This window comes from Mycolicibacterium austroafricanum, assembly GCF_000612725.1.
In the GTDB taxonomy this organism is placed as follows: Bacteria; Actinomycetota; Actinomycetes; order Mycobacteriales; family Mycobacteriaceae; genus Mycobacterium; species Mycobacterium austroafricanum.
Window position 1 is genome coordinate 91420 of the sequence record NZ_HG964461.1, and the last position, 16178, is coordinate 107597.

Sequence of the window (16178 nt, forward strand, 5' to 3'; positions counted from 1 at the left end):
GGTAGCGACCCGCCCATTCCCGGCTCCGGCAAACCGCGGACTCCGCTGTTCTCGGGCCATTCCGAACGTACGGGCGATACCCATGGGGGTATAGTGGTCCGGCAGGGCACGAACCGACAGGTCGGGGACGGGAGGTGGATGTGGGCCGCTCGACGGATGGTCGTCCGATCCAGTTGGGCCTGGGGTACAACGCCGCACAGTTCACCTTGCTGGTGGTGGTCAACGCTCTCGTCGGCGGCATGCTGGGCCAGGAGCGCACGGTGCTGCCACTTCTCGGTGAGCAGGAGTTCGGTCTGCGCGCCTACACCGCCGGGCTGTCGTTCATCCTGGTGTTCGGCCTGGCCAAGGCGGCCACCAACTATTTCGCAGGCACGTTGTCGGATCGTTTCGGTCGCAAACCGGTGCTGGTGGCCGGCTGGGTGGTTGCGGTTCCGGTGCCGCTGCTGCTGATCTGGGCGCCGTCATGGTCCTGGGTGCTCGCCGCCAATGTGCTTCTCGGCGTCAGCCAGGGATTGACGTGGTCGACCACCGTGGTGATGAAGATCGATCTGGTGGGTCCGGCCCGCAGGGGCTTCGCGATGGGCCTCAACGAGGCCGCCGGCTACGGAGCCGTCGCGGTCACCGCCCTCGCCACCGGCTACCTCGCCGAGGCCTACGGCCTGCGACCCGCACCCTTTCTCCTGGGTCTCGCCTTCGCAGCCCTCGGGCTGGGCCTGTCGGCGGTGTTCGTGCGCGAGACCCACGGACACGCCCGACTGGAGGCGGCCACCCACGTCGCCAGGGCCGACGGTCGCCACGATCACCTGCACGATCAACTCACCAACCGGGAAGTGTTCCTTCAGAACAGCTTTCGTGAACGGGCGCTGTCCGCGGCCAGCCAGGCCGGCCTGGTGAACAACCTCAACGACGGTCTGGCGTGGGGCCTGTTCCCGATCCTGTTCGCGAGTGCCGGGCTGTCGGTGGGGCGCATCGGGGTGCTCGCCGCGCTGTATCCCGCGGTGTGGGGTGTCGGCCAGCTGGTCACCGGGGCATTGTCGGACCGATGGGGCCGCAAGTGGATGATCGCCGGTGGAATGTGGCTGCAGGCAATCGCTTTGGCGATGATCGCCTACGGCGACGACTTCGCCGTGTGGGCTGTCGCCGCAGTCGCGCTGGGGGCCGGGACCGCCCTGGTCTATCCGACTCTGCTGGCTGCGATCGGCGACGTTGCGCATCCGGCGTGGCGCGCCCGTGCGGTGGGGACGTACCGGTTGTGGCGCGACGGCGGCTTCGCGGTCGGCGCGCTGGTTGCCGGCGTCGTCGCCGACGTCCTCGGTGTCCGCGCCGCCGTCTGGACGGTCGCCGCACTGACCGCTGCTTCCGGCCTCGTCGTCGCGTTGCGGATGTACGAGACGCACCCCGCTCCACGGTGATCATGTCGGTGTTGGCTCGGTGCCGTCGCCCGGAGCATCATCGGTCGGGTGGAAGTGACTGTTGACGCGGCGCGCGATCCGTCGACACGGGACGGCGCCGAGGTCGCCCGCCATCTGGCGGTCGATCCTGCGACGGGCCTCTTGTCCGCGGAGGCGGAACGTCGCCTACAGCGCGACGGCCCCAACGAATTGCGGGCCAAGGCGCCGGTGCCGATGTGGCGGAAGGTCGTTCGTCAATTCCAGGATCCGCTGATCTACCTGTTGCTCGTCGCGGTCGCGATCTCCACGGCGGCCTGGCTGGCCGAGGGGGCGACCGGCGCACCGATCGACGCACTGGTCATCTCCGCGATCGTCGCGCTCAACGGCGCCCTCGGGTTCGTCCAGGAGAGTAGGGCCGAAGCGGCTGTCAAAGCGCTGCAGTCGATGACCGCTGCGACCTCGACGGTGCTGCGGGAGGGTCAACTGCGTACGGTGCCGTCGCGCGAACTGGTGTGCGGCGACATCCTGGTGCTGAACGAGGGCGACGCCGTCGGTGCCGATGCCCGGCTGCTGACGGCGGCCGCGCTGCGCCTGTCCGAGGCGTCACTGACCGGCGAGAGCGAGCCGGTGACGAAGACCGCCGCCACGTTGCCGGACCACCTTCCGCTCGGCGACCGCAAGGACATGGTGTTCCGCGGCACCTCGGTGGTCCAGGGAGTGGGCCGCGCGGTTGTCACCGCCACCGGGATGGACACCGAGGTCGGTTCGATCGCCGAGATGCTGGAGGCCACCAGGGAGGACCCCAGCCCCCTGCAGAAGGAGATCGCGGCCGTCAGCAGGCTGCTGGGCCTCACGGTCATCGTCATTGCCGTGGTGGTCATGATCGTCACGGCGCTGGTCAACGAGATCTCCACATTCGGTCATCTGGTCACCGTCTTGCTGCTGGGCGTGTCGCTCGCGGTCGCGGCGGTCCCCGAGGGGCTGCCCGCCATCTTGTCCGTCGTCCTGGCCATCGGGGTGCAGCAGCTGGCCCGGCGCAACGCTGTGGTCAAGAAGCTGCACTCGGTGGAGACCCTGGGTTCGGCCACCGTCATCGCGTCGGACAAGACCGGCACACTGACCAAGAACGAGATGACGATCCAGTGCATCCGCACCGCCTCGGGCGAGGTCGAGCTGACCGGCGCCGGGTACCGCCCCGAGGGCACCGTGCTGGCCGGAGGTCGGGAGCTGTCCGATCCGGCGCTGACGCGTGAGGCGGGGATGGTGCTCGCCGGCGGTTGCCTGGCCAACAACGCACAGCTGACATCGCGCGACGGGGAGTGGCAGATTCAGGGCGACCCGACCGAGGCGGCGTTCCTGGTGGCCGCCCACAAGCTCGCGGGCACCGTCGACCGTGCCCGGCAGTTCGAGCGGCGGGGCGAGATCCCGTTCACGTCCGAGCGAAAGATGATGTCCACGTTGGTCTCCGGCGGCGACGCGGGCACCGCGGTGGTGGTCAAGGGTGCTCCCGACGTGCTGCTGTCGCGCTGCGTCGCGGTGCAGGTCGGCGACGAGGTGGTTCCGCTCGATCCCGTTCGGCGGGCGGCCGCGTCCGCCGACGTCGAAGAGCTGTCCGCGCAGGCGTTCCGCACCCTCGGCGTCGCCTACCGCTGGGTCGACGACCCGGACACCTGCGGCCCGCTCGACGTGGCTGACGAACAGAACCTCGTCTACGTGGGCGTCGCCGGGATCATCGACCCACCCCGCCCCGAGGTGGCCCAGGCCGTCGCCGAGGCCCGCCGGGCGGGGGTGCGGGTCATGATGATCACCGGCGATCACCCCACCACCGCGGCGCGCATCGCCGAGGACCTCGGCATCGTCGGGCGCGGGGCCCCGGCGGTCACCGGGGCCGAACTCGACACCCTCTCCCCCGGCCAGCTTCAAGACGTGACCGCCACGACGTCCGTCTACGCCCGCGTCGCCCCGCGCAACAAACTCCAGATCGTCGACGCGCTCCAGGCCCGCGGCGAGGTAGTGGCGATGACCGGCGACGGCGTCAACGACGCCCCCGCGCTGAAGTCCGCCGACATCGGTGTGGCGATGGGGATCACCGGGACACAGGTGACCAAGGAAGCCGCGAAGATGATCCTCGCCGACGACAACTTCGCCACCATCGTCGCGGCGGTCCGCCAGGGCCGGGCCATCTTCGACAACATCAAGAAGTTCCTGCGCTACCTGCTGTCGTCGAACATGGGCGAGGTCTTCACCGTGTTCTTCGGCGTGGTGTTCGCCGGCTTCATCGGGATCACCACCACATCGGGGGAGGCCATCGTCGTGCCACTGCTGGCCACCCAGATCCTGTGGATCAATCTCGTCACCGACTCCGGTCCCGCCCTCGCGATGGGCGTGGACCCTGAGATCGACGACGTGATGTCCCGGCCTCCTCGGCGGCCGACCGATCGACTCATCGATCGCGAAATGTGGCGGGGCATCGTGTTCATCGGCCTGGTCATGGGTTTCGCCACGCTGTTGACGATGGACATCTTCCTGCCGGGCGGTCTGGTCGAGGGATCGGACTCGCTGGACGTGGCGCGCACCGCCGGGTTCACCACGCTGGTGTTCGCCCAGTTCTTCAACGCCTTCAACTCCCGGTCGGAGACCACCAGCGCATTCCGCCACCTGTTCAGCAACGGCTGGCTGTGGGCGTCCGTGGGCCTGGGTGTGGCGCTGCAGATCGCGGTGGTCCAATTACCGCTGTTACAAACCGCTTTCGGCACGGTGTCGATGGACCTGGCGCATTGGGCGGTGGCGGTCGCGATGGCCTCGACGGTGCTGTGGTTCGATGAGCTCCGCAAGCTGGCGCTGCGGGCGCTCCGGCGTGGAAGCGCCCCGACAGATCGGACGAGCCGGTCATGACGACTCCATTGTCCAGGCAGCAGGAGCATCGTCTGCTGTCACGGTTCATGCTGTTGAGCCTGGCCGCGGCGATCGTGACCATGGCGCTGAAAGCCGGCGCCGCCGTGATCACCGGTTCGGTCGGGTTCCTCTCCGACGCCCTGGAATCCGGGGTCAATCTGGTCGCGGCCGTGGTGGCGCTGTGGGCGCTGCGGGTGGCGGCCCGCCCGCGCGACGCCGACCACCACTTCGGTCACGGCAAGGCGGAGTACCTCTCGGCCCTTGTCGAGGGAGCGATGATCTTCGTGGCCGCCACGGCGATCATCTGGAGCGCGGTCGAACGCCTGATGAGCCCCGCTCCGCTCGTCCAGCCCGGCGTCGGTCTGGCCCTGTCCACCGCCGCGGCAGGGGTCAACCTCGTCGTCGGGGTCACACTACTGCGGATGGGCCGACGGCACCGCTCGGTCACCCTCGTCGCCGACGGCAAGCACCTGATGACCGACGTGTGGACTTCTGCCGGCGTGATCGTCGGCATCTCCCTTGTCGCACTGACGGATTGGTATCCACTCGATCCCATCGTGGCGCTGGCGGTCGGGGTCAACATTCTCTGGACCGGGTACCGGTTGTTGCGCGGATCGATGAGCAGTCTGCTCAGCGCCGCCCTTCCCGAGCAGGATCACGCCGCGGTGAACGCCGTCCTCGACCGGTACCGCAGTGAGTACCCGATCGAGTTCGCACCGCTGCGCACGGTCGAATCCGGCCGGCAGCGCCTGGTTTTCGTGGTCGTCACCGTCCCCGGGGAATGGACCGTGCAGGCGGCACACGACCTGGCCGACCGGCTCGAGGATGACATCGACGCCGCGCTGCCACACACCGAGACATTCATCCACGTGGAGCCTGCGGGCACATCGGCCCGATAGCGGCAGGCTCGGCTAGAGCCCCGGACTGATAATCCGGTGGTGGCGGGTTCGAGCCCCGCCGCCCCGCAATCACCATCTGTCACAGCTATCCACGTTTCGCGGTGGAAGTTCGAGTGCGCCGCCGCAGAACGTGGATACCTGGTACCCCAGGGACACCGCGAGCAGCAGCACCCATGTCCTGAGACATGACGAGCGCCAGCGGGCAATTCTTGTCGGTTGTCGAATGTATGTTCGAGTCATGTCGAGGGATGCCCTGCACGCCGCGGTCACCGCGTTGCGGGCCACGGTGGACGAGGTGGCCGCCTGCGAGGCCGACCTGTGCACCCGTACGGAGTTGGTGGCGGCTCTTGATGAGCTCGAAACTGTGGGGTGTCGACTGCCCGCGTTGAGTTACCGGTTGTTGGCGCGGTTGCAGGCCGAGACGACCCCGCCCCAGATGGGTGCCAAATCCTGGAAAGAGGTCCTGGCAGTCCGTTGGCGGATCTCGACCAGCGAGGCGCATCGCCGGCTCACCGAGGCCGCGGTGTTGGCGCCACGCCAAGCCATGACCGGAGAAGCGTTGCCGCCGGTGCTGCCCGCGACTGCGGCCGCCCAAGCCCACGGGCTGATCAACGCCGAGCATGTCGAGGTGATCCGCAAAGCCATGGCCAAGTTGCCCGGCTTCGTGGACACCGCGACGCGGGAGCGCATCGAGGTCGACCTGGTCCGCACCGCCGTCGGCAACGGCCCCAAAGAACTCAAAGACTCCGCGGACCGGACCTTGTTCCTGCTCGATCAGGACGGACCCGAACCCGACGAGCGCGAACGCGCCCGCAAGCGCGCGGTCACCAAACACAAACAGCGCGAGGACGGCATGGTCGACGTGTCGGCGACGCTGACCCCGGAAGCCTGGGCGGTGTGGGAGCCGATCTTCGCCAAGTTCGCCGCCCCCGGGATGTGTAATCCCGACGATCCTGAGCCGTGTACCTCAGGCACGCCGTCACAGGCCCAGATCCACCACGATCAGCGCAGCCTGGCCCAGCGCCAACACGACGCGCTCCTCGCCGGCGGGCGTATCGCACTGATGAGCGGACAGTTGGGGCAGCTCAACGGGTTGCCGGTGTCGGTGATCATCCGCACCACCCTCCAAGACCTGGAATCGCGCGCCGGGGTCGGTGTCACCGGTGGCGGCACCGTGGTTCCGATCGCCGAGGTGATCCGGATGGCCGGGCACGCGAACCACTACCTGGCCGTGTTCGACCGGGCCACCGGATCAGCGTTGGATCTGTTCCGCACCAAGCGGGTCGCGTCGGCGGCGCAGCGGATCATGCTGATCGCCCGCGACGGTGGGTGCACCAAACCGGGCTGCACTGTGGGGGCTTACGGTTGTCAGGGTCATCATGTGGAGGCCGACTTCGCCAAGGGTGGTAACACCAACGTCGACGAACTCGGCCTCGCGTGCGGGCCCGACAACCGCGATGTCAATGACCACGGTGGCTGGACCACCCAGATGAACGACCACTGCGAAGTCGAATGGACCCCACCACCGCCACTGGACACCGGCCAAGCCCGAATCAACAACTACCACCGACCCGAACGACTCCTGCGCCCACCAGACGACCCAGAACCACCGGGCGTCCCAGAACCACCGGGCGACAACACGATTGCCGCCGAGGCGGCATCAGCTGAGACCGATCAGGCGGATCCCCGCGGCGACGCCGAATCGGACGTCCCACAACCCACCGACGACCCCGGTGAACCCGGCGGACCCGCACCACCAGGAGATCAGGCGGCCTGACTGCCGCCGATGGCGCCGTTTGTCGGGTGGAATCGGTGGACCTGGCGTTTTGAGCGGGGGTGATGCCTGCGTTGACGTCCAAGTCACCCCATGCGCTGGGCACGTTGTCTTCCAGATGTTCAGCAGCGTCGAAGAACTGGGTCGCTCTGGCCAGTCGCCCGGAGGTGACGACGGAGTCGCAGTCGTGTTGTCTCGCCGTCAAGGCCTGCTCGTGGGGCCGACGCCCGTGTGCCCTGCGACCGTCAGCCCCTGTGTAGCTAAGCCAACGCGCAACAGGAAATGGACATCACCTAGTGCGCCAGCGCGGGTGCCCCTGAGGCGTTCCGGCTGAACACCAGCTGCCCGTCGCGCCACAGTGCCACACCCACATGTGCCCCCTTCTCCGAGGTTCCGGCCGCGAACTGCCGCACGCGCCGCAGCGACGCGGTCAGCGGCCGACCGACCTCGATGGCCACCGACGCCAACCCGAGGGCGGTGGCCGGGTTGGTCGACACCAGATCGATCGCATGGGTCAGCGGGACGTTGTGCTCACCCGCCAGCACGTGCGGTGCGGAGTGCATCGCCGACGGCAGGTAGTCCGAGCACAGCACGTCGCACACTCCGGCGGCGACGGCGTCCGAAGCCAGCACGTTGCCCGAGGAGGTCGACCGGCCGCGCAGGGCGTTCGGGGCGCCGAGCACCACCGTCATCCCCAATGCGTGGGCGCGTTGCGCGGCCGCCATCGACAGCGGGAACTCCGCGACCCGGGCTCCGTATTCGAACGCCTCCTCGATATGCTCCTCGGTCCGGTCGTCGTGGGTGGCGAGGACGATGCCGCGGCTCAATGCCAGTGCAGCGACGGACTTTCGGCGATCGACGATCCTGCTGAGCTGCTGGGCGTCGACCGTGAAGATCTCTTCGACCTCGGCCTCCGACACTCCCCAGTCCTGGGCGTAAAAGGCCTGCGTCTCGGCCAGCGACGAGAACCTGCTTCGCTGAATCGAGGTCTCCATCATGGAGATCAACGCCACCCGCGACGACACCGCCAGCACGGCGTGCAGCGCATCGACGGCGCCTTCGTCGGTGAGCTCGACCCGGGCGTGGATTCGCCAGTCGCAGCACAGCATTGGCGCCAACTCTTCGAGCACACCGGCCAGCACGGCGGCATCGCCGATCGCGATACCCTTGCGTGGCGAGTCCTCGCAGCGTGCGGCGATGCACACGGTGGAGATCCCGGCGGCCGCACACTCTGCGTCGAGCACCGAGATGACCCCGGCGTGGTCGAGGGACACGGTGGCACGGGGACGGCGACGCTGCAGCAGGTTGTCCAGGTGCAGGTCGACGGCGCCGGGGACGAGGAAGAGGTCCCCGGCGGCAGCCGCGTCCGGGACGATGCCCTCGACACGACCCTGATCGTCGAGGGCGACGACGGCGTCGCGGATCGCGTCGCGTCCGCCGCCCGGTATGACGGTGACGCCCTCGATCACACTGTGTGCCATGCGATTTCTCCTTTTCGCAGTTCGCCGACCGCGGTTGCGATCGATTCGAGTGGACTGTGCGCTGCGACGGTGACGATCACCGCCGCACCGGCCGCGACCGCCTCGGCCAGCCAGGTGGTGAGTGCCTGAAGCGGGGCGTACTCATCGGGGCCGTCGAGCACGATGAAGGGGCGTTCGGCCAGCAGCGTGGCGGCCAGCGCGACCGCGTGTCGTTGCGCGGCGCGCAGACGTCCCAGCGGCGTGCGTGCGGCGTCGGCGACACCGAGCCGGGTCAGTCCGGCGAGGGCGCCGGCCTGCGTGCAACCCGCCGCGCGCGCGACCGCGGCCTGGGCGGTCAGTATCGGCGCGGCCGCCAGTGGACCGTCGAAGGCCGCCACGTGGTGGGCCCGCAGCCACGCCACTGTCCGCGGGTCCGCCGTGGTGAGGTCGACGTCTCCGCGGCCACCGAGTCGCAGCGTCACCGCGCCCGCATCGGGTCGGTACACCCCGGTGAGGCATCGCGCCAGGGTGGTGCGCCCGGAGCCGGCTCTGCCGTGGATCAGCGTGAGCTGTCCGCCGGTTGCCGTGACCTGTGCGCCGTCGAGCACGTCGACCCCGTTGGCGAACCGCTTCGAGAGCCGGGTGGTGGCGATGGTGGGAGTCATGTCAGCCTCGAAGACACCAGGAGTTGGGTGTAGGGATGCTGAGGATCCTCGAGCACCTGCTCGGTGATCCCCTGCTCGACGATGCGGCCGTGATGCAGCACCACGACACGGGACGCCAAGATCCGTACCGCGGCCAGGTCGTGGGACACCACGACGGTCGCCGATCCCAGCGATTCCGCCACGCGGGCAACGACTTCGAGCAGGTCGGCCTGCACCGACGGGTCGAGCCCGGTGGTCGGCTCGTCGAGCAGCAGCAGTTGGGGCGGATCGACGAGTGCGCGGGCGAGCTGTACTCGCTGCTGCATCCCGCCGGAGAAGGTCATCAGCGCGTCGTTGTGTCGTTCCGGTCGCAACCCCAGTTCGCCGAGGAGTTCGCCGGCTCTGGCGTTGATGTCGGCGAAGCGGCGTGCCCCTCCGCCCAGCAGTCGTTCGGCGACATTGGAGGCGGCACCCAAGCGTGGGTAGAGCCCGGCCGCCAGTGCGTTCTGATGCACCATCACCACCGTCGACCGCTTGAGTTCGGACGTCTGGCCGGTGTGCCGGAACAGGTCGCCGTGTCCGTCGACGACCATGGAGCCGGAGTCGGGCACCAGGTCGAGATGCAGGCAACGCAGCAGCGTCGTCTTGCCGGATCCGGATTCGCCGACCACGCCGAGCACCTCGTGCGGGCCGACCTCGAACGACGCCTGGTGCACGGCGACCACCGTTCCGCAGTCGCGGCAGCGGTTGGTGCCTGCCGCTTCCCCGGTGAGCTCGACGCACCGGTCGCAGCCGGGACCGAAGCGATGGGACACCCCGGTCACGGACACCACCGGCGGCGGTGGGTGCAGGCCGGGGCCGGCGGTGCGGTCGGTGAGAGCGTCGGCGGTCACGGCGCGATCTCCTCACGGCGACTGTGACACGCGTCGGCGTCGCTGCAGCACCACACCTGAGTCGCCGAGGGACCGTCGGTGGGCACCCGGTAGGAGGTGGTGCTGCCGCACAGCCAGCACGGAGCTTCCGCGTCTTCCGGATCCAGGGCGATGTCGTCGAATGCCAACGGCTGCACCGTGGTGTAGGGCGGCAGCGCGGTGAGCCGGGCTCGCCGTCCCGCGCCGAGCAGGATGGGGTGCGGGCGCCGGTCGAGTCGCAGGACGTCGTAGCGCGGGATGGGGCTGGGGCTCATCAGGCGCGCGCCGGCGACCAGCACGGGATGGTCTGCCCCGGTGCGCGGACCGCCGAGGCGGGCCTGGGCGTCGTAGAGATCCAGCCAGGCCGCGGTGTAGTCGCGTTCGGCGTGGGCGGCCAGTGCCGCGATGTCGTCGGGCACGACGCGCCGCAGTGGTTCGGGGTGAGGGACCTGCAGCACGAGGAGTTGGTCGGGGCGCAGATCGATCTCCGGTATGCGGTGGCGGCTCTGGATGATGGTGGCGGCCGCTGTGCTGGTGGTGGACTCGCACCGGGCCGATGTGCTGATGAGTTTGCGCATGCCGGCCGCGTTGACCGACATGTCGTCGCCCTGGTCGATCACCTTGACGGTGTCGGCGGGTCCGACCAGCGACAGGGTCACCTGCAGGCCGCCGCTGCCCCATCCGCGCGCGACCGGCATCTCCCGGGAGGCGAAAGGCACCTGCCATCCCGGAATGGCGAGGGCTTTCAGGATCGCCCGGCGCACATTGCGTTTGGTGTCCTCGTCGAGGTAGGCATAGGCCTCGCGCCGTCCGTGTGCGGCGGCCAGCGCGGCCACCGTCGTGGGCGGTTCCGGCGTCATCGTTGCTCCTTGCTGGCGGCTTGCGAGAGATAGGCCGTGAATCCTGCGTAGTGCGGCAGGCGGAGATGCTCGACGAAACCGTTGGTGGCCGGGCCGTCGGTGGCCGCGATGATGGTCTGCTCGTCGAGCGTCAGCGGTTCGGCCAGGTCACCGTCGGCCAGGATCGCCGCATCCAGGAGTGCCAGGGCGATCGCCCGCCGCTCGACGGTGCCCAGCGTCGCGCCCCAGCCCAGCGCGAGCCCTGGGCGTCCCTCCACTTCGGCGTCCAGGACGACTTCGACCTCGGTGATCGGCAGTTCGACGACGGCGACCGGAATACCGCTGCGCGGGTGGTGGATTCGCACGGAGGCCACCGCCACGCTCAGCTCGACCAGCACCGCCTCCTGCCGTCGCCCCAGGATCATCGCGGCGAGCGCCACCAGGGCGCCGGTCTCTCCGCGGGTGAGCAGGGCCAGACGGTTGGGTCTGCTGTGCGGCGGCACCAGCACCGCGCGGGCGGGGTCGTCACCGGCCCCGTCAGCGGGAGGGGTCACCGTCGGGGCACCCTGGATGAGGTCACGCACCCGCAGGGTCTCCACCCGCCGCGGGGCGTCGGCCGCCGGGGCGTCCGCCGTCAGGGGATCCTGGTCCGCGGCCGCCGGAGGGCTGTCACTCACCTCGGGTGTGGGAGTCCAATCGAGCTGGCGGGCAATCAGTTCCGGCGCGAACCCGAGCCACTGGCCGCCGGGGATCTGCGGGTAGGCCGACGACAGTCGCCGCGTCAGCACCACATCCTCCGGCTGCACGGTCAGCGCGTGCAGGTGCGGCTGGGTGGCCGCCCACACCCGCAGGATGGACACGGCATGGGCCGGGTCGCCGTGCGCCTGATCGAGGGCGCGGCGCGCGGCGGCGGGCTCCCACAGCCCGGCCTCGGCGCAGATCTGTTCTTCGAGGACGGCGGTGCTGATGTCGTTTCCGCGGCGCGTGGACTGGGCGATCGCCCGGGCGGCGTCCAGCGCTTCGTTCTCGTGCATGCTGGCGTACATCAGGGCACCGCCTGGATCGCGACGCTGCGCGGCAGTCCGATCAGACACTCGGGCGTGACGATCAGCAGGTCCACCCCGGCCGGCGGGTCCGCGTTCGCCGCCGACAACGCGTGCAGCGCCAGCGCGTCGAGCGGGACGAAGGCCGTGGTGGGCTCCGGTAGACCAGGACCCGACAGCAGCAGCGGTCGCGCCTCGCCTGCGGTGGCGATCACCACCGTCGCACCGGTTTCCGGCGTGCGGCGGGTGCCGCGCCGGGCCTGCGAGATCGGTGTGGCGGCCGGTCCGTGCACCAGCACCCAGTCGGCCGCACCGACCTCGGCAGAGTCGGCCCCGGTAAGGGCACACACCATGTCCGCCACGCGGTGTACGGCATCACCGCCGTGAGTCCCCAGCCCCAGGCCGCGGTCGAGCAGCGCGAGCAGCACAGCAGCTCCGCGGTCAAGCTCGGGGTGCTCGCAGATCTGCGGTGTGCCGGACAACTCGATGGGCGTTCCCGGTGAACACAGCGCCCGCATGCAGGCCAGGAACGTGGTCCTGCTGTCGTGCACCGCATCCCATCTCATGACTGCTCCAATCGCGTCGTCGCCACCAGTTCGGCGCGGGCACGTCCGCGATCGGCGCGCGCATCGAGCGCGGCCCGGCAGAGCTCCTCCACCCGCAGGGCATGCGGTCCGCGGCGCTCACACTCGGCGTCGCAGATCGCCGCGGCGACCGCTCCGGCGGGGTCGTACCCGGCGCGCACGCCGTCCCCACGAACACCTGCCAGCTCGACGGTGCACCGGGTGAGCGCCGCGTGGCCGAGAACCACCGTGGTGTCACCGGCCCCCGGCACGGGCACCCGGACCGGGGCGCTGACCGATTCCGGCCCGGAGGTGACCGACACCGGCACCGCGGTGGCCAGGATCTCGTCGGCCAGTCGTTCCAGCGCTGCGGCGTCGGCCTCGCACAGCGCCTCGAACCGCAGTTCAGGCCTCACGTGAGGTCCACCGTGAACTGCACATGGTCGCCGCGGAACCGGTGCCGCACGGCGGCCACCGGGATGCCGTCCTCGTCGATGTTCAGCCCCCTCATCTCCAGGATCGCGGCACCCACCCTGATCCGAAGGTGTTCTGCTTCAGCGGGTTCGGCCAGACTGGCGGCGAACGTGCGGGATGCCCGTTGCATGCGCACGCCGTGGTTGTCGTGCAGGTAGTCGAACAACGAGGTGTCCCCTGCCCACTGCTGAGCCAGCCGCGGGAATCTCGCGGTGGGGATCGACGTCATCGTCACCGACCAGGGCTCGTCGTCGACGAGCCGCAGCGTGGTGCACACGAACAGTTCCCCGTCGGTGCGCAATTCCGCTGCCAGCTCCGATGACTCGGTGATCTCCGACCCCAGCACGGTGATACCGACGCGGTGTCCGAGCTCGAGCATGGTGCGGGTGAAGCTGGCGTCCCGGCCGGCCGAGATGTCGTAACGCATCCGCGGCGTCGCGACGAATGAGCCCTTGCCGCGGACGGTTTCGATCAGGCCACGCTGGTTGAGTTCGTCGAGCGCCCGCCGCACGGTCAACCGGTTGACCTCGAATTCCTGCGACAGCTCGGCTTCGCTCGGCAGCTTGTCGCCTGGTTTGGCCCGCTGCGCCAGACGCGTCTCGAGGACGTCGCTGAGTTGCCGGTACAGCGGCTGGCCGGCATACCTGTTGATCATCTCCAGATGGTGGTTCATCATCGACCCGCGCTTCCCAGGACGCGCCGACGGATTGCCGCGGACACCCTCTCGAACGCCACGACGACCACCAGGATCGCCAGAATGATCGTGGCCGCTTCGTCGTAGCGGAGCAACGTCATCGACGTGGCCAGTTCGATGCCGATGCCACCCGCCCCGACCAGACCGAGGACCACCGACGATCGCGCCGAGGATTCCAGCGCGAACATCGACGTCGTGACGAACGACGGCATGCACGCCGGCAGCACGCCGCCGGCCAGCACGCCGAAGCGCGGAGCGCCGAGTGCCTGCAACCCTTCGATGCGCCCCGGGTCGATGTCCTCGATGCTCTCGGCGAAGAACCGCCCGCAGAAGCCCATCACGTCCACGGCGATGGCCAGCACCCCGGCCTCGGGCCCGAGACCGACGGCGATGACGAAGATCAGGCCCCAGACCAGGTCGGGAATGGTTCTGCTGATCGTGATGATCCCGCGGCTGATGCCGTACAGCGACCAGTGCGGCGAGGTGTTGTGTGCGGCGAGGACGGCCAGCGGCACGCTCAGGATCACCCCGATAATCGTTCCGAGCAGCGCCATCTCGACGGTGACCAGTAGCGCCTTGAGGATCGGCCCGAGCCGGTGGGTGTCCGGCGGGACCGCGTCGGAGAGGAACTCGCCGAGCCGGAACACCCCGGCCGCCAGCGAGTCGGGACGCACGGCAGCGCCTTGAGTCCATCCGTGCGCCAACAGGCCGCCCACGACGAGGACGATGACCAGTGTGAGCAGGCTGGGGCGCCGGAACCGCGGCGGAGTCGCGGGAGCGCCCGTCGCCGACGACGTACCGATCCGATTCACGAGACCCCGTCCGCGAAGATCGGCTCCAACTGCGCCGCATCACATTCGGCGGCCGGCTTGTCGAAGTCGACGGTTCCACCCCGTAATCCGACGACGCGGTCGGCATAGCTCATCGCCAGGTCCATCTGATGCAGCGCCATGACCACGGTGACGTGTCGTTCGGCGGCGATCCCGGACAGCAGTTCCATGACCGCGGTCGCGGACGCGGGGTCGAGGCTGGCGACCGGCTCGTCGGCCAGGATGATCGTCGGCCGCTGCATCAGCATCCGGGCGATCGCCACCCGCTGCTGTTGACCGCCGGACAACGTGTCCACCCGGCGCTCGGCGAGGCTCGCCAGGCCCACCCGATCCAAGCTCGCCATCGCTTCGCGGCGGACCTCGGCGGGACTGGTCAGCGGCCAGGCACACCGGGTGCCGTGGCGGCCCATCGCGCCGTGGACCACATTGTGGAGCACGGTGAGCCGTGGGATCAGATGGAATCGCTGGAAGACGAACCCGATGTCACGGCGGATCCCGCGCAGCGCGCGTCGCGGTGCCGCCGTGACATCGGTTCCGGCCAGAGTCACCGTGCCACTGGTGGGCTCCGCCAACCGCACCAGGCAGCGCAGCAGCGTCGATTTTCCTGCCCCGTTGGTGCCGATAAGCGCCACCGTCTCACCGTGCTCCACCCGAAGGTTCACCCCGGCAAGGACATTCGTCGATGCGCCGCGATAGCGCAGCCGGAGGTCGTCGACCTCGATCGCCGTAGCGCGGCTGGTGCGCGCCGGTGTCGGACCGGCCACCTGGTCGGGCACGACCATGTCAATCACCGAGGAACTGGGAGAAGTCGTTGACGCCGACGGCCTGGTACATCGACCGGACCCTGTCGTAGTCCTGGTCGGTCACCTCGACCAGCTTGGCGTTCGCATATTTAGCGTTGTCCTTGCCCTCGAGCATGGCGGTCAGCAACTCGTCGAAATGCTCCTCGAACGTGGTCTGGATGGTCGCGACCGTCTCCGGGTCAAGGCCTTTCCTTCCGACCAGCAGGTCGGGCGGAAGGATGGGACCTTCCTCGATCAGCAGGTACCGGCCGGCGTCGTCGGCCGCCATGAACTCCTCGTAGTCGTGACATCCGATGCCGACCGCGTCGACATCGCCACGCTTGAGTGCCTCGTGCACCGCATCACCGACGGTCAGCACCTCGAGCTCGGTCGTCGGTTCCACCCCTGCGTCCTTGAGCATCTGGGACGGGCCGAGATGCCCGCTGGTCGAGCCGACGTCCGACATTGCGATCTTCTTCCCGCGCAGCTGATCGAGGCTGCTGATGCCGCTGTCGGCGCGGGTGTAGATGCAGGAATGGTAGCCGTCGCGCTCGATCGCCACGATGGGTTCGGCCCCGGTCCTCTCGTGGATGACCACGTACTCGGCCGGCCCGGTGAACACGACGTCGACACGGTCGGCCTGCATCGCGGCCGCCGCGGCCGTGCGGTCGTTGACGGCGAAGAACTCGACGTCGAGCCCGGAGGTTTCTTCGAATACCGTTTCAAACGCCCCGTATTCGCGTTGCAGCTCCTCCAGCCCCTGCAGGTCGGTGACGGCGAACCGCACGGTGCCCGCTTGCTCTTCTTCGGATGGCTGGCTGCTACAGCCGACGGCGACAGCCGCTGCAGACAGTAACGCAACAGCACCTGTGACGATCCTGCGTCCGGACATCTGATTTCCCATCTGTTGCTCTCCGGCAGTTGCTGTCTACATGTCTAGATAACCGGGGAGAACTGCGGGTTAACGCCGGACGACGGT

General features: G+C 69.1%; 15 protein-coding genes and 1 tRNA gene. 5 read left to right on the forward strand and 11 right to left on the reverse strand.

Going from position 1 to position 16178, the window contains the following annotated elements; all coding sequences use genetic code 11:
* Positions 1 to 134 precede the first annotated feature (134 nt).
* The 5 genes from BN976_RS30250 to BN976_RS30270 all read left to right on the forward strand — a co-directional run bounded on the left by BN976_RS30250 (position 135) and on the right by BN976_RS30270 (position 6962).
* A complete protein-coding gene (locus tag BN976_RS30250) occupies positions 135 to 1412 on the forward strand; it encodes an MFS transporter (RefSeq protein ID WP_036377096.1) in 1278 nt (425 codons plus the stop codon).
* Between the two features lie 48 nt (positions 1413 to 1460).
* Positions 1461 to 4286, forward strand: coding sequence for a cation-translocating P-type ATPase (locus BN976_RS30255; RefSeq protein WP_036377099.1), 2826 nt, complete (start codon positions 1461 to 1463; stop codon positions 4284 to 4286).
* Complete coding sequence (locus BN976_RS30260; protein ID WP_036377102.1) at positions 4283 to 5185, forward strand: cation diffusion facilitator family transporter; 903 nt, start codon at positions 4283 to 4285, stop codon at positions 5183 to 5185. The genes BN976_RS30255 and BN976_RS30260 overlap by 4 nt, the downstream gene beginning before the upstream one ends.
* Positions 5181 to 5260, forward strand: a tRNA-Ile gene (locus BN976_RS30265). Before BN976_RS30260 ends, BN976_RS30265 begins: the two co-directional genes overlap by 5 nt.
* 148 nt (positions 5261 to 5408) lie before the next feature.
* A complete protein-coding gene (locus BN976_RS30270) occupies positions 5409 to 6962 on the forward strand; it encodes an HNH endonuclease signature motif containing protein (protein ID WP_036377106.1) in 1554 nt (517 codons plus the stop codon).
* A 290-nt stretch (positions 6963 to 7252) separates the two neighbouring features.
* Here BN976_RS30270 and BN976_RS30275 read toward each other — a convergent pair whose 3' ends face one another.
* From BN976_RS30275 to BN976_RS30325, 11 genes are read right to left on the reverse strand one after another with little or no spacing between them, the layout of a single operon-like run.
* On the reverse strand, positions 7253 to 8440 hold the full coding sequence (locus BN976_RS30275; protein ID WP_036377109.1) for an alpha-D-ribose 1-methylphosphonate 5-triphosphate diphosphatase: 1188 nt from the start codon (positions 8438 to 8440) through the stop codon (positions 7253 to 7255).
* Positions 8425 to 9084 (reverse strand): ATP-binding cassette domain-containing protein, encoded by a 660-nt coding sequence (locus BN976_RS30280; RefSeq protein ID WP_011782984.1) that lies wholly within the window; start codon positions 9082 to 9084, stop codon positions 8425 to 8427. The genes BN976_RS30275 and BN976_RS30280 overlap by 16 nt, the downstream gene beginning before the upstream one ends.
* A complete protein-coding gene (locus BN976_RS30285; RefSeq protein WP_011782985.1) occupies positions 9081 to 9956 on the reverse strand; it encodes an ATP-binding cassette domain-containing protein in 876 nt (291 codons plus the stop codon). The genes BN976_RS30280 and BN976_RS30285 overlap by 4 nt, the downstream gene beginning before the upstream one ends.
* Positions 9953 to 10834 carry an alpha-D-ribose 1-methylphosphonate 5-phosphate C-P-lyase PhnJ gene (locus BN976_RS30290; protein WP_051558660.1) on the reverse strand — a complete coding sequence of 294 codons (882 nt, stop codon included), beginning with the start codon at positions 10832 to 10834 and terminating at the stop codon, positions 9953 to 9955. The genes BN976_RS30285 and BN976_RS30290 overlap by 4 nt, the downstream gene beginning before the upstream one ends.
* Positions 10831 to 11859 carry a carbon-phosphorus lyase complex subunit PhnI gene (locus tag BN976_RS30295; RefSeq protein WP_036377114.1) on the reverse strand — a complete coding sequence of 343 codons (1029 nt, stop codon included), beginning with the start codon at positions 11857 to 11859 and terminating at the stop codon, positions 10831 to 10833. The genes BN976_RS30290 and BN976_RS30295 overlap by 4 nt, the downstream gene beginning before the upstream one ends.
* A complete protein-coding gene (locus BN976_RS30300) occupies positions 11859 to 12422 on the reverse strand; it encodes a phosphonate C-P lyase system protein PhnH (RefSeq protein ID WP_036377117.1) in 564 nt (187 codons plus the stop codon). The genes BN976_RS30295 and BN976_RS30300 overlap by 1 nt, the downstream gene beginning before the upstream one ends.
* Positions 12419 to 12835 (reverse strand): phosphonate C-P lyase system protein PhnG, encoded by a 417-nt coding sequence (locus BN976_RS30305; RefSeq protein ID WP_011782989.1) that lies wholly within the window; start codon positions 12833 to 12835, stop codon positions 12419 to 12421. The genes BN976_RS30300 and BN976_RS30305 overlap by 4 nt, the downstream gene beginning before the upstream one ends.
* Positions 12832 to 13548, reverse strand: a complete 717-nt coding sequence (locus BN976_RS30310) for a GntR family transcriptional regulator (RefSeq protein WP_235622184.1) — start codon at positions 13546 to 13548, stop codon at positions 12832 to 12834. Before BN976_RS30310 ends, BN976_RS30305 begins: the two co-directional genes overlap by 4 nt.
* 17 nt (positions 13549 to 13565) lie before the next feature.
* The gene (gene phnE / locus BN976_RS30315) at positions 13566 to 14399 is read right to left on the reverse strand and encodes a phosphonate ABC transporter, permease protein PhnE (protein WP_011782991.1); all 834 of its coding nucleotides are present in this window, start codon (positions 14397 to 14399) and stop codon (positions 13566 to 13568) included.
* The gene (gene phnC / locus BN976_RS30320; protein WP_036377123.1) at positions 14396 to 15199 is read right to left on the reverse strand and encodes a phosphonate ABC transporter ATP-binding protein; all 804 of its coding nucleotides are present in this window, start codon (positions 15197 to 15199) and stop codon (positions 14396 to 14398) included. The genes phnE and phnC overlap by 4 nt, the downstream gene beginning before the upstream one ends.
* A 1-nt stretch (position 15200) precedes the next feature.
* On the reverse strand, positions 15201 to 16103 hold the full coding sequence (locus BN976_RS30325; RefSeq protein WP_308212979.1) for a phosphate/phosphite/phosphonate ABC transporter substrate-binding protein: 903 nt from the start codon (positions 16101 to 16103) through the stop codon (positions 15201 to 15203).
* Positions 16104 to 16178 lie beyond the last annotated feature (75 nt).